Origin of the sequence: Kocuria sp. CPCC 205261 (genome assembly GCF_040981025.1) — a bacterium.
GTDB classification, from domain to species: domain Bacteria; phylum Actinomycetota; class Actinomycetes; order Actinomycetales; family Micrococcaceae; genus Kocuria; species Kocuria marina.
Window position 1 is genome coordinate 75,994 of record NZ_JAVKPU010000006.1, and the last position, 14,190, is coordinate 90,183.

Genomic DNA, 14,190 nt, shown 5'->3' on the forward strand with positions numbered 1-14,190 from the left:
GGGACGGTGAGAACGCCCCTCCCCGCTCAGTGACCTGGTCACCGGGCGGAGAGGGGCGTTCGTCGTTTCCAGTGGGGCTCGCGGTCCTTGGCCGGCCACCCCAAAGCTGCGCGCCCCGCGAGGGGCGGCGTGCCGGGCGAGGGCGGCAGCGCGGCGTCGTCGTCCCCGGCGAACCCCGCCGCGTTCAGAGGTCCTGCGGACCCAGCGGCAGGCCGAGGAGGTACCAGGCGATGAAGAGCAGGAACCAGCCCACGAGCATTGCGATGGACAGCGGGAGCACCAGCGAGATCAACGTGCCCACCCCGGCGTTCTTCTGGTAGCGCCGCAGGTAGCCGAGCACGAGCGCGAAGTAGGGGCTGACGGGGCTGATCACGTTGGTGGGCGAGTCGCCGATGCGGAACAGCGCCTGGGTCATCTCCGGGGACACGTTGAGCAGCATGAGCATGGGCACCATCACCGGCGCGAGCAGCGTCCACTGGGCGGAGCCGGAGGTGATGAGCAGGTTCATCACCGCCACGATCGCCACGATCCCGGTGAACGTGAGGATGGGGTGCAGTCCCAGCGAGCCGATGAAGTCCGCGCCGTAGATCGCCAGGACGGGACCGATCCCGGACCACTGGAAGTACGCGGTGAACTGGGCCGCGGCGAAGAACAGCACCAGCACGGGGGTCACGGTGGTCAGTCCCGTGGCCATGGCCTCGGGGATCTGTCGCGCCTCGGTCATGGTCCCGGCGGTCCGTCCGTAGATCCAACCGACGACGGCGAACATCACCGCGATCACGATGCCCACGTTGAGCAGCAGCGGGGACATCAGCACGGAACCGTCCTCCGCGCGCAGAGGTGAGCCGGGGATCAGCAGGACCGCGAGATAGATCACGATCATGATCGCGAACGCGATGCCGGCGTTGCGCAGACCCCGCTTCTCGCGGGGCTTCAGGCGCATGTCCTCGAAGTCCCCCATGTTCTGCTGCTTGGTATCCGTGTCCTCCTCGAGCGCCGCACCGCGTTTGGCGAGCACGGTCTCCGTGACCAGGGTGATGATCGCCGCGAGCACGAGCGACGACACGAAGGTGAAGAAGTAATTGGAGACCGGGGTGACGATCACGCTGTCGTCGATCAGCCCCGCGGCGGCGGTGGTGATGCCACCCAGGAGGGCGTCCGACGCCGTCGGCAACAGGGACGCGTTGAAGCCCGCCGCGACCGAGCAGAACGCCACCACGAGCCCCACGACCGGGGACCGGCCGGCGGCCTTGAACGCGAGCGCACCCAGGGGGATCAGCACCACGTACATCGCGTCCGAGGCGATGGACCCCGTGATGCCCGTGAGTGCCAGGACGAAGGTCAGCCACTTGGGACCCACGCGGGACACCGAGCCGCGCAGCGCCGCGGAGAGCATTCCGGACTGTTCGGCCACGGCCACGCCCAACAGGATCACGACCACGAGCCCCAGGGGCGGGAACTCCACGAAGTTCGTGACCGCTTCCGCGACCATCTTGCGCAGCCCGTCCGGGGCCAACAGATTGGTGACCGCCACCGTCTCGCCCGTGGCGGGGTTGACCGCGCTGAGTCCCACGGCGGAGAGGATCCAGCTGAGCAGGATCACGACCCCCGCGAGCAGGAGGAACAGCCAGAACGGGTCGGGAAGCTTGTTGCCCACCCACTCGATCCAGTTCAGGACCCGGAGCAGGCCACCGGTCCCCTTCTGTGTGCCGTGCGAGCGGGCACGGGGCGTGGACGAGGACATCTCTGGTTCCGTTCTGCCGGCGGAGTCTGCTGCGCCCAACGTACGCAACCGCGGGGCCATGACACGTGATTACGGCGCAGCGGTGGTGACGTGGCGCACCTTTGTCACCGATACACCGGCGTCCTGTTCCGCCGGCGCACCTGCATCCTGGCATGCACCCCGTTCATTCTCGCCCCACGAGCCGGGGCGGGTACGCGCCCGGTGTAATCTCCTAGAGGCCCGGATCCGGCCGCCCCTGGTGTGCGGCGCCCCGGCCGCCACCTGGAAACCCTCGAGAAGGACCGCCCGTGAGCGAATTCCCCGCCGCCCTCAAACGCGGACTGACCGTGCGCCACGTCCGCTTCATGGCCCTCGGCTCGGCGATCGGGACGGGGCTGTTCTACGGCTCGGCCTCGGCCATCCAGACCGCGGGCCCCGCGGTGCTGTTCGCGTACATCGTGGGCGGGGCCGTGGTGTTCCTGGTGATGCGTGCGCTCGGTGAGATGGCCGTGCTCCACCCCGTCTCGGGGTCCTTCGGTCAGTACGCCGGCCGCTACCTGGGTCCCCTGGCCGGTTTCATCACAGGGTGGACGTTCGTGTTCGAGATGGCGATCGTGGCCCTCGCGGACGTCACGGCGTTCGGCATCTACATGCAGTTCTGGTTCCCGGACACACCCCAGTGGATCTGGGTGCTGGCCATCGTGCTGCTGATCACCGGCCTGAACCTGCTCAACGTCAAGGTCTTCGGTGAGCTGGAGTTCTGGCTCTCGGTCGTGAAGGTCACGGCCATCATCCTCATGATCGTAGGCGGTTTCGCGATCCTGCTCTTCGGCTTCGCCGTCCCCTCCGACACCCCGCCCGGGCTGCACAACCTGGTGGATCACGGCGGCCTCTTCCCCAACGGGTTCACCAGTCTGCTGCTGTCCTTCTCCGTGGTGATGTTCGCGTTCGGCGGGATCGAGACCATCGGCATCACCGCCGGTGAGGCCCGGATCCCCGCCAAGACCATCCCCGCCGCGATCAACACGGTGCCCGTGCGGATCCTGCTGTTCTACGTGCTGACCCTGTTCGTGCTCATGAGCCTCTTCCCGTGGAACGAGGTCACCGGCGAGGTCAGCCCCTTCGTGCAGATCTTCGACTCCCTGGGCATCCCGTTCGCACCCCACATCCTCAACGCGGTGATCATCACCGCGGCGATCTCCGCAATCAACTCGGACATCTTCGGTTCCGGGCGCATGGTCTACGGGCTCGCGCAGCAGGGTCACGCGCCGCGCGCGTTCACCCATGTGGGCCGCAGCGGCGTGCCCACCCTCACCGTGGCGCTCATGGCCTTGGTGCTGTTGATCGGTGTGGTGCTCAACGCGGTGATCCCGGAGAACGTGTTCCTGATCATCGCGTCCCTGGCCACGTTCGCGACCGTGTGGGTGTGGATCATGATCCTGGTCTCCCACCTGGGCATGTCCCGTGAGCGCGCCCGCGCCGGCGCCCCGCGCAGTTCCTACCCCCTGCCCGGCGGTCGCGTGAGCACGTACGCGGCCCTCGCGTTCATGGCGTTCGTGATCGTGCTGCTCGCCTTCACCCCGGACACCCGCATCGCCCTGAGCGCCGGGCTCGCGTGGCTCGTCATCATGACGGCGGTGTTCTTCGCGTTCGTGCGCGGCAAGGGCCGCGAGCGCACGGTCCTGCCCGACGACGCCGCTGCGGTCACCACGGATCCCGTGGCCACCGGTTCCAGGTAACCCGGTTCAACCGGCCGGGTCGATCAGTGGGCGGATCACCACGCCCGCTTCCGCGGCCGACTCCGGTCCGGCGGAGGCGGGCTCACCCCGCCACCACGCCGTGAACTCCCGGGCGGTGAACACCGGCTTGCCCCACTTCGCGGCGTTCTTGGCCTTGTTCGACTGCGAGCCGTCCTCCGCGGTGACCAGGACGTCGCAGCGGGTCTTGGTCACGTTTGCCACCGGCTGCAGCCCACGCTCCACGGCCATATCCTCGAGGTCCTCCCGGTAGACCTCCCGCCCGTCGGGGCCGATCACCGTTCCGGTGAAACAGATCCGCGCACCCGGCACCAGGACCGCCTCGATCCCCTGAGCCGCATCGGCCGACCCGTCCAGGATGTACTCACCCGTGTGCTCCTCCACGGCGCGCACCACCGCGAGGCTCTGCGCGGAGAGCCGCCCGCGCTCCCCGGCCTCCCGCAACTTCTCGGCGAGTACCGCACCCGGGCGCCCCGCGGTATCCGCACTGCACCGCACGGTGAACCCGGTGACACCGTCCGGCCGGGGCATGAGATAGCCCGACCGGTCCTGAGCTTCGGGGAACGGATCGGCCAGTCCCTCCGCGACGCCCGACGAAGCCGCGATCTCACGCACCGCACGGGCCCGTTCGAGCGCCGTCGCCGCCCCGAGACCGCGGCGCTGCTGGGCGGAGACCCGCCCCGCGGCGACGTCGTACCCCAGGGGCATGTGCGTGACGTACCCCGTGCGTTTGAGCTCGTGATCGAGGTACCCGAGCTGGCGGTCGATGTCCGCGCCCACGGGCACGCGACCCGCGAGGTGCGGGGCGAGCGCGGCCCACGCGTCCGTGAGCAGGGGCGCGAGCTGGACCTGGCCCGCGGTGATCCCGTATGCGCTGCGCGCGTCCCCCATGTCCCGCGTGGGGTTGACCAGGGTGCTCAGCTCCAGGCCGTCGTCCCTGACCAGGGCGAGCTCCACGGGCCGGGGCCTCCAGCGCTCGCCCACGTCCCCCACGCTGCAGATGCCCAGGTACACGTTGCCCTTGCTCGTGTCCGCGTCCCGGGACCCCGAGCGCAGGAAGCGGCGAATGCGCTGATCGACCTTGAGATCGCGCGGCAACACGTTGCGCCGCAGCACGAGCCCCTCGAAGGACGTGCAGCGACTCAGCGCCACGTACAACTGGCCGTCGGCGAACGTGCCCCCGGTCAGGTCCACCACCACATTGTCGAGCGTCTGCCCCTGGCTCTTGTGGATGGTCACCGCCCACGCAAGGCGGAACGGCAGCTGCGTGTACGTCCCGATCACGTCGTGGCGCAGCGTTCCGTGTTCGACGGCGGGCCGCGTCACCTCCCACAGGTTGGGTTCGACCTTGGCCAGGCGACCGTCGGGGAGCTCGATGTACACGATGAGCTCGCCGTCCTCCCAGAAGTGGTCGGCCACCTTGGCGATCGTGCCGTTGACCCACCGGTCGGAGGGATCGTTGGTGAGCATCATGACCTGCGCGCCGCGTTTGAACACGAGCTCCCGGTCCACGGGGATCTCGAACCCGTCCAGCTGCCCCGTGAGGATCGCGGAGTGGTGCACAGCCGGCTCGGGGATCTGCTCGAGCATCCCGCGGTTGCGGGACGTGGCCATCCGGTTGGTCGTGGTCAGGGTCAGCCAGAACTCGTCGATGGGCGGGGTGAAGTCCGGGTCGGTGCGGGCGTTGAGCTCCCGGCGGGCCTCCTCGAGCAGCGCCCCCTCCCGCACGGCATTGAGGATGTCCACGAGACGGTCGTCCCCGAGCTGACGGAACACTGTGGTCAGTTCCACCGTGGCGAAGTCGTCCCGGTGGTAGGTGTCCGCGGAGAAGAAGTACGGGGTGGAGTAGCGGGTCGCGAAGTACTCGCGTTCATGATCGGTGACCACGGGCGGCAACTGGTAGAGGTCCCCCACCAACACCAGCTGCACACCGCCGTACTTGCGCCCGGGTTTGGGGCCGAAACGTTCCAGGGCAGCCACGAGGCAGTCGAAAAGATCCGCCCGGACCATGGACGCCTCGTCCACGATCAGCGTGTGCAACTCGCGCAGGGTGGCCGCGAACCGGCCGGGGTAGTACCGCCCGCGCCGCACCTCCTCCGGGGACATCCCCGGGGCCAACGAGAGCAACCGGTGGATCGTGTACCCGCCCACGTTCAACGCCGCGATACCCGTGGGTGCCACGACCACCACGTTGCGCCGGGTGTGGGCCATGAACTCCCGGATCAGGGTGGACTTACCGGTCCCGGCCTTGCCCGTGAGGAACACGCTCTCCCCGTGGTGCAGCCGCTGCAGGGCCTCCCGGAACTCGCCGGTGAGAACCAGCTCGGAGGGATTGGTCGCGTTCACCCGGGCATATCCTTTCCATGCGGCGGTGCACGTGTGACCCTACCGCGCCCACCGCGGGGTCCGGCCTCCCCGCCCTGAATGAGGCTGACCAGCGGCACCCACCATCAGCAACACCCACCACCGGCCGCATCCACCACCCGCGAGTCCGAGGACGGTCCACCCGTGAGCACCCAGCACACATCCCAGTCCCACGGCCCCGGGACGGATGTGCTCGCCGAGGACTTCGCGGCACGGATCACGGCCGCCGTGGTGGCCAACGGCGGAACGGTTGCTGAAGCAGTCCGCTACGGTCGCGAGATCCTCTCCCGGGCCGGCGTCGAACACTCGGACCTGGACGTTAGCTACGCCGCGGTGGGGCCACCTCCAACGCGACGGACTCGACGGCCGTGGGGGACGACGGCAACCGCGACGGCACACGGTAGCAGGCATCCCGAGCGTTCGACCCCTCGCCCCGACGGCGTCGGCGACGGCGCGGCAAGCCGGGCCCGCCGACACGCTCCCGCACCCCGATGGTCTCCTGGCATCCCCGGGGAACGGGACCCCCGCTCGGTGGACCGCCCTGCTCCCTGCTGGGTGAAGCATCCCGTCGCACTTATGGTCATAACGACTTTAGCAAGTTAGAGTCATCTTGACACTAACGATCCGGCCCCGCGGGGCGTCGAAGACCGGGGAGCCGCCATGACCGATCAGCGCGTGCTGCTGGCCGTGTCCACGGTGATCCTCACGGTCCGCCCCACGGGCGAGAACAGTGCCCACGAGCTGTGGTTACCCCTGGTCCGCCGGATTCGCGATCCCTACCGCGGCATGTGGGCTTTGCCGGGCGGTCCATTGCGATCCACTGAAGATCTCGAGGACTCCGCCCTGCGCAGCCTCACCCTGACCACCGGGTTGGCCCCCACCCACCTGGAACAACTGGCCACGTTCGGCGGACTGACCCGCTCCGCCGGGGCCGAAGAACGCCAGGTCACCGTGGTCTACTGGGCCTCCCTCCCGCCGCACGAGGCCGCGATGGGCGAGAACGACCTCAACGTCACGTGGCTGCGCGTCACCGACCTGCCGGACCTCGCGTTCGACCACTCACTCATCGTGGCCCACGCCCTGGAACACCTGCGCGGTCGCATCGCCGAGCCAACCGTGGCCCGGGCGTTCCTGCCGGAGACGTTCACGATCGCGGCCCTGCGCGAGGTGCACGAAGCCATCATCAGCAAAGCCCTGGATCCCTCCAATTTCCGGCGCCACGTCCTGTCCTCCGGCCAGCTCCGAGACACCGGCGAGCGCCTCGCCGGCGCCCGGCACCGCCCTCCCACGCTGTACCGCTTCGCGGCGGCCAAACCGCCCGGACTCTTCCGCCCATCCCCGTCAGACCGTACCGAGGAGACCCCATGACCTCCGTGGCCACCCGACTCACGCTGCTACCCACCCGCCCATCCGGCACCGCGGCGACCCTTGAGGGCGGTTCGTGCAACGCCGCTCTCACCCAGGACCCGTGGGAGTTCCCCGCCCCGCTCTCGGCGGGTTACGGCCCGGGTGCTTCCCAGGACGACGCCGCTCCGGCCGGCTCCCCCGCGCAGCCCACCATTCCGCAGCGCTACCGGGATGCCTCCCCCGAGGAACTGGACGCCATGATCACGGCGGCCAAGAAGACTCTGGGTGAGCGCGCCGTCGTCATGGGGCACTTCTACCAGCGGGACGAAGTGGTCAAGCACGCGGACTTCATCGGTGATTCGTTCCAGCTCGCGCAGCAGGCCAAGGCGCACCCGGAGGCGGAAGCCATCGTGTTCTGCGGTGTGCACTTCATGGCCGAGACGGCGGACATCCTCTCCCGGGGCGGCCAGTCCGTGATCCTTCCCAATCCCGCTGCGGGGTGCTCCATGGCGGACATGGCGGACGCGGATTCCGTGGAGGAGTGCTGGGCGGATCTCATGGACGTGTTCGGCCCCCACGCCACGGACGCCCACGGCCGGACGATCATGGGCGAGGACGGCGAGCCGCTCGCCTCCGTGATCCCCGTGACCTACATGAACTCGTCCGCCGCGCTCAAGGCGTTCTGCGGTCGCAACGGCGGAATCGTGTGCACGTCCTCGAACGCACGGACCGTGCTGGACTGGGCCTTCGGCCGCGGCCAGCGCGTGCTGTTCTTCCCGGACCAGCACCTGGGTCGCAACACCGCCAAGGCCATGGGTGTGCCGCTGGAGCACATGCCCCTGTGGGATCCCCGCAGGGAGCTGGGCGGCAACACCGCGCAGGTCCTCCAGGATTCCCGCGTGATCCTGTGGCACGGCTTCTGCTCCGTCCACAAGCGCTTCACGGTGGGCCAGATCGAGAAGGCCCGCGCGGAATACCCCGGCTGCACCGTGATCGTGCACCCCGAGTCCCCTATGGAGGTCGTGGACGCCGCCGATTCCTCGGGCTCCACCGACCACATCCGCAAGGCCGTGGAGGCCGCGGAGCCGGGGCAGACGTTCGCGATCGGTACCGAGATCAACATGGTCAACCGTTTGGCCGCGGAGCATCCCGAGCACACGATCTTCTGCCTGGATCCCGTGATCTGCCCGTGCTCCACGATGTACCGCATCCACCCGGGCTACCTCGCGTGGGTCCTGGAGGAACTCGTGGCCGGTCGCGTGGTCAATCAGGTGTCCGTGGCCGAGGACGTCGCACGGGAGGCGTCCGTGGCTCTCGAACGCATGCTCGCCGCCGTCCCGAGGGCGTGAGTCATGACTGACGTCCTGGTCATCGGCACCGGGGTCGCCGGTCTCAGCGCGGCCTTGTCCGCGGCGGAGGCCGGTGCCCGCGTCACCGTGGTCACCAAGGCCGCACTCACCCACACCGCGACCGATCGCGCCCAAGGTGGGATGGCCGCGATGACCGGCTCCCTCCCCGGCGGAAACCCAGCGGATTCGGTACGGCTGCACGTCCAGGACACCCTGGTGGCCGGTGCGGGCTTGTGTGATCCGCTGGTGGTGCACGGGGTCGTCCGGGACTCCGCCGCGGCTGTTCGCGACCTCACAGACCACGGCGTCGCCTTCGACCACGTGGCCGGCCCCGACTCCCCGTGGGTGCAGGGCCTGGAGGCTGCGCACAGCATCTCGCGCATCCTGCATGCCGGGGGCGACGCCACGGGGCACGCGATCCAGGAGGCCCTGTCCGCTCGGACACGCGAGATGGCCCACGGGGGACATATCCGTCTGCGCGAATACACCCTGGTCACGGACGTCATCGTGGTCGGTGACCGGGTCGTGGGCTGCACCGTCCACCCGGTTCTCCACGGCGGAGAGCTGGGCGACGAGGAGTTCCTCCCCGCGGACCACGTGGTGCTCGCCACGGGTGGCGCGGGTCAGCTGTATCCGTGGACGACCAATCCCCAGGTGGCCACCGGGGACGGCATCGCACTGGCCCTGCGCGCCGGTGCCCAGGTGCGTGACCTGGAGTTCTTCCAGTTCCACCCCACCGCAATGGCCGCTCCGGGTTCGTTCCTGATCTCCGAGGCGGTCCGCGGTGAGGGAGCGGTACTGCGCGATCAGGACGGCCACCGCTTCATGACCGATGTGGACCCCCGCGCGGAACTCGCTCCCCGGGACGTGGTGGCGCGCGCGGTCTTCGCGGCGCGCACGACATCCGACGACGGCGGCGCATACCTGGACTGCTCCACGATCCCCGTCCCGCCCGGGCTGACCCGCGCCGAGTTCCTGGCCCGCCGGTTCCCGTCCATCCACGCCGAACTCGCGAGGCGAGGCATCGACTGGTCCACCGAGTGGGTCCCCGTGAGCCCCGCCGCGCACTACCTCATGGGTGGCATCGCCACCGATGCGCTGGGCCGCACCACTGTTCCCGGACTGTGGGCCGCCGGGGAATGTGCCCGCACCGGCATGCACGGGGCCAACCGCCTGGCCTCGAATTCCCTGCTGGAAGCCACGGTCCTCGGCCGCAGGATCGGCGAACTGCTCGCCGGTCCGGGGGAACCCGCGGACGCGTCGCCCGTGGCCCTCTGCAGCGAACCGGAGCCGCGCGTGCTCGATGAGGCAACGGCCCACGTCCAGCCCCACCTGGCAGACCGAAACGACCCGCTGCTCAGCACCTGGCCGTATTCCACGGGAAGGGAACCGTCCTCGACGGACTCGGCCGGCGCCGAACCGTTCTCCCGCGCAGGCCTGCAGCAAGCCATGTGGCAGGGCGCCGGGGTGTTCCGCACCGCCGAGGGCCTCGAACGGGCGAAGGCGCGGCTGGAAGGCTGGCTGGCGGCGTCGTCGTCGGACGAGGAGGATACGGCGGCGGCCCCTGGAACCCTGGCTGAAGCGGAGGACCGGAACCTCCTGACCGTGGGGCACGCGCTCGTATGCGCCTCGTTGGCTCGCACCGAATCCCGCGGAGCCCATCAGCGCGTGGACCATCCGGCCACCGACCCCCGCCTGGCCACAAGCACCGCATGGATCGCCTCCGGATCCGCAGCACCCACCCCCGAAAGGACAGACCATGCTGACTCGCTCAGCCGTTGAAGTCGTGATTCGTGCGAGCCTGGCCGAGGATGCGCCGTGGGGTGACATCACCTCCGAGCTCGTGATCCCTGCCGCGGCGACCGCCACCACCACGATCACCTCGCGGGAAGCAGGAATTTTCGCGGGAGAAGAGATCATCCGGACCGGCTTCGCCACGGCGGACTCGGGCCTGGAGGTCACGCTCCACGTATGCGATGGTGACCCGCTGACCCCCGGAACCGCCATCGCAACCATCACCGGCCCGGCGCGACCACTGCTGAGCGCCGAACGCAGCGTGCTGAACCTCGTGCAGCGGATGTCCGGGATCGCGACGCTCACCGCCCGGTACGTGGCCGAGGTCGAGAAGGCCGTGGCAGAGGTGGAACGCGCCAACAACCTGCCCGCCGGGACCATCACGCGCACCCGCGTGACCGACACCCGCAAGACCACCCCCGGACTACGAGCGCTGGAGAAGCACGCGGTGACGTGCGGCGGCGGCAACAATCATCGATTCGGCCTCTCGGACGCCGTGATGCTCAAGGACAACCACCTGGCCGTGCTCACCGCGGACGGTACCTCCGTGACCCATGCGCTGCGCGAACTGCGCAAGAAGCTGCCGCACACCACGCACGTTGAGGTGGAGGTGGACCGGCTCGATCAGATCGAGGACGTCCTGGCCGGCGGGGTGGACACCATCATGCTGGACAACTTCGCCCACTCGGACCTGATCAGCGGCGTGGCCGTGGTGGACGGTCGCGCCATCGTGGAGGCGTCCGGTGGCATCACGCTGGAGACCATCGGCAGGGTGGCCTCCACCGGCGTGGATGTCATCTCCGTGGGCGCGCTCACCCATTCGGTGCGCGCATTGGACCTGGGTCTGGACGTGGCCGTGGACTAGCCCTTGTTCACGAGCGTCAGCAGCACCACGGAGTCCTCGTGCGCGTGCAGGGAGTGACGCTGCTGCGGGATCACGGCGTACTGGGCAGGACCGAGCTGCACGGATTCGTCGCCGGCGACGAGCTCCACCCGGCCCGTGATCACCTGGATCGTGGCCTCGCCCGGGTTCTCGTGTTCCTTGAGATCCTGGCCCTCGGCCAGCGCGATCATGGTCTGCTGCAGCGTGTGCTCGCGGCCGCCGTTGAGGTGGTGGGCGGAACGCCCGCTGGACGCCTCGCGCGCCTCGGTGAGCATGTCCTGGGCAATGGTGGTCAGCGTGTTTTCTTCCATGGTCCATCTTTACAGTCCGGCTCATCGCCCGTCACGGGCACGACATGTCCGTCATCACGAGAGGTCACATCATGATCTACCTGGATCACGCGGCGACCACCGCCCCGCGCCGCGAAGTGCTCGAGGCCATGTGGCCGTGGTTGACCGGCGGGTTCGGTAACGCCTCCAGTCATCACGAGCGCGGCCAGCGCGCCGCCCGCGCCCTCGAGGACGCCCGCCAGCGCGTTGCCGCGGTCCTCGGGGCCCGCCCGGGTGAGATCATCTTCACCTCCGGCGGCACCGAGGCGGACAACCTGGCGGTCAAGGGCATCGCCTTGGCCCGCCGGGAACGGCAGCCTTCGCGTCACCGCGTGCTGGTCAGCGCCATCGAGCACGACGCCGTTCTGGAATCCGCCCGCGCACTCGCCCAGCATGACGGTTTCGAGACGCTCGAACTGCCCGTCGATCCCTCCGGTGCGCTCTCCCCCGACACCTTCCGCGCCGCCCTCGTGTCCGACGACGACGCCGCTCGCACCCTCCCCGACCGTGCCGCCCCTTCCCGCGGCGTCGCCTCCCATGCCCCTCCCGGGAGCAGCGGCGCCTCCGATCCGACCACCGTGGCCGTGGCGTCGGTGATGCTCGCCAACAACGAGGTGGGGACCGTCCAGGACATCCGCGCCCTGGCGGAGATCGCGGCGGAGTACGGGGTTCCACTGCACACGGACGCCGTGCAAGCGGCCGGCACTCTGCCGCTGAACGTCGAAGACCTGGGAGTGGCCGCGCTGACGCTGGCGGGACACAAGATCGGCACGCCGCCAGGGATCGGCCTGCTGTGGCTCAAGCGCGGCACCCCGCTGCGCCCGCTGCTGAACGGCGGCGGTCACGAGCGCGGGCGCCGCTCGGGAACCTCCACCGTGGCCGGCGCCGTGAGCCTGGCGGTGGCGCTGGAGCTGGCCGAGCGAGAACGGGTGGCCTACGCGGCCCGCTCGACAGCCCTGCGTGACCGACTGATCTCGGGCATCCTGAACTCCGTACCGGACGCAATCCTGACCGGCCAGGATCCTCGAAACGTTGTGGGCGACCTCGGCAATGACGGTGCCACCCCGGTCGCTCCGGACGGCCCGGTTGCTTTCGCGGACCCGGCCGTTTCCGTCGACCCGCCAGCCTCGATCACCTCCGAGGGCCTCATCCCGCCGGCCGGCCGTGCGACAGAAACCGTCGGAGCGACGTCGGGACGGAACGGGATCACGCGACTACCGACCAATGCGTCCTTCTGCTTCCCAGGCGTCAATGGCGAAACCGTCCTGGTGGACCTCCAGAACCTGGGGGTGCTCGTGTCCTCGGGCTCGGCGTGCGCGGCCGGTTCCAGCGAGCCCTCCCACGTGCTCATGGCCCTGGGGATCCCCGCGGAGCTCGCCACCACGTCGGTGCGGTTCAGCCTGGGCCGAGAGACGACCGAGGCCCACGTGGACAGCGCCGTCCGCGCCACCGCGCAAGTGATTGCCCACCTCCGCGGCGAGCACGCACTCTGACCGGTGTTCCCACCCGCGGCCACACCGATGTCGGCGTGACGCAGGGCCGCTCGTGGTGAGCTCACGTTCCGCGCGACGCCCCGAGGGGGCGGGACGCTACGGCGTCACTTCGTACGGCGGCTTCTCACCGCAGGCCATGGCCACGGCGTTCTCCGCGGCCTTGCGAGCCATCCCCGCCCGTGAGCCCACTTCTGCGGAACCCACGTGCGGCAGCAAGAACGCGTTGGGCAGATCGGCCAGCCCGTCCGCGAGCTCGGGTTCGTTCTCGAACACGTCCAGCCCGGCCGCGAAGATCTCGCCGTCCCGCAGCGCCGCAACCAATGCATTTTCATCAACCACGGGGCCGCGGGCGGTGTTTACGAGCACCGCGGTGGACTTCATCCGCCGCAACACGTCCGCGTCGACCAGGTGCGTGGTGTCCTCGGTGAGCGGGACGTGCAGCGAGAGATAGTCACTCGTCTCGACCAGTTCGTCCCACGGCACCTGGCGCACCCTCCCGGCCAGATCGTCCAGTTCGTCGTCGGAGACCGCGCGGTCCTCGGGCGGGCGCTGCGTGAAGATCACCGTCATGTCGAAACCCAGTGCCCTGCGGGCCACGGCCTTGCCGATCCGGCCCATGCCCGCAATACCCAGGGTGGCCCCGGTGACGTCCTGACCGACCAGCAGTTTGGGTCCGATCCCCGTGAACTTCCCGTCCCGCAGGTACTCGGCGGCCTCGTGGGCACGCCGCGCGGCGCCGAGCAGGAGCAACATGGCGGTGTTGGCGGTCGCGTCATTGAGGACGTCCGGAGTGTTTCCCACGGCGATCCCGTGTTCGGCGGCCGCCGCGACGTCGATGTTGTTGTACCCCACCGCGTAGTTCGCGATCCCCCGGATCCGCGCCTCGCTCAGCAGCTCTGAGTCGAACCGGTCGGAGACCTGCGAGACCACCACGTCGTACTCGCCGCCGGTCACTGCCTCGCGCAGTTCGTCCGCGCTCATCCCGTCCCGGATCTCGACGTCGCCCGCGTCCTCCAGGATGGACGGCCCCGGTTCGGGGATCTCACGGGTGACCAGGAAACGCGGTGTCTTCATGAACTCTCCTCGGGTACGACACGCACCGACTCATGCGGCACGGACCGGGCGGGCGGGCGTGGGAGGTGGGGAGTGGC

Annotated in this window: 10 protein-coding genes; 6 read left to right on the top strand and 4 right to left on the bottom strand. The window is 69.4% G+C overall.

Annotated elements, in window-relative coordinates:
* Window positions 1–184: 184 nt before the first annotated feature.
* Window positions 185–1,744 (bottom strand): AbgT family transporter, encoded by a 1,560-nt coding sequence (locus tag RF646_RS07650; protein WP_368835648.1) that lies wholly within the window; start codon window positions 1,742–1,744, stop codon window positions 185–187.
* Window positions 1,745–2,088: 344 nt separating this feature from the next.
* On the opposite strand from RF646_RS07650, the gene RF646_RS07655 reads away from it, so the two are divergent.
* A complete protein-coding gene (locus RF646_RS07655) occupies window positions 2,089–3,462 on the top strand; it encodes an amino acid permease (protein ID WP_368835685.1) in 1,374 nt (457 codons plus the stop codon).
* Window positions 3,463–3,468: 6 nt separating this feature from the next.
* Here the strand turns inward: RF646_RS07655 and RF646_RS07660 are convergent, their stop codons facing one another.
* On the bottom strand, window positions 3,469–5,826 hold the full coding sequence (locus RF646_RS07660; protein ID WP_368835649.1) for an AAA family ATPase: 2,358 nt from the start codon (window positions 5,824–5,826) through the stop codon (window positions 3,469–3,471).
* A 678-nt stretch (window positions 5,827–6,504) separates the two neighbouring features.
* Here RF646_RS07660 and RF646_RS07665 point away from each other — a divergent pair.
* The 4 genes from RF646_RS07665 to nadC are packed head-to-tail and all read left to right on the top strand — an operon-like array spanning window position 6,505 to window position 11,199.
* A complete protein-coding gene (locus RF646_RS07665; protein WP_368835650.1) occupies window positions 6,505–7,212 on the top strand; it encodes an NUDIX domain-containing protein in 708 nt (235 codons plus the stop codon).
* A complete protein-coding gene (gene nadA, locus RF646_RS07670; RefSeq protein WP_368835651.1) occupies window positions 7,209–8,540 on the top strand; it encodes a quinolinate synthase NadA in 1,332 nt (443 codons plus the stop codon). The genes RF646_RS07665 and nadA overlap by 4 nt, the downstream gene beginning before the upstream one ends.
* A gap of 3 nt (window positions 8,541–8,543) precedes the next feature.
* Window positions 8,544–10,322, top strand: coding sequence for an L-aspartate oxidase (locus RF646_RS07675; protein ID WP_368835652.1), 1,779 nt, complete (start codon window positions 8,544–8,546; stop codon window positions 10,320–10,322).
* The gene (gene nadC, locus RF646_RS07680; RefSeq protein WP_368835653.1) at window positions 10,300–11,199 is read left to right on the top strand and encodes a carboxylating nicotinate-nucleotide diphosphorylase; all 900 of its coding nucleotides are present in this window, start codon (window positions 10,300–10,302) and stop codon (window positions 11,197–11,199) included. The genes RF646_RS07675 and nadC overlap by 23 nt, the downstream gene beginning before the upstream one ends.
* On the opposite strand, the gene RF646_RS07685 is transcribed toward nadC, so the two are convergent.
* Window positions 11,196–11,528: a cupin domain-containing protein gene (locus tag RF646_RS07685; protein ID WP_085108234.1), complete on the bottom strand. Its 333-nt coding sequence runs from the start codon at window positions 11,526–11,528 to the stop codon at window positions 11,196–11,198. The two genes, nadC and RF646_RS07685, sit on opposite strands and share 4 nt — an antisense overlap.
* Window positions 11,529–11,599: 71 nt before the next feature.
* Between RF646_RS07685 and RF646_RS07690 the strand changes: the two genes are divergently transcribed.
* On the top strand, window positions 11,600–13,039 hold the full coding sequence (locus tag RF646_RS07690) for a cysteine desulfurase family protein (RefSeq protein WP_368835654.1): 1,440 nt from the start codon (window positions 11,600–11,602) through the stop codon (window positions 13,037–13,039).
* Between the two features lie 96 nt (window positions 13,040–13,135).
* Here the strand turns inward: RF646_RS07690 and RF646_RS07695 are convergent, their stop codons facing one another.
* Window positions 13,136–14,113, bottom strand: a complete 978-nt coding sequence (locus tag RF646_RS07695; protein ID WP_368835655.1) for a 2-hydroxyacid dehydrogenase — start codon at window positions 14,111–14,113, stop codon at window positions 13,136–13,138.
* Window positions 14,114–14,190: the final 77 nt, after the last annotated feature.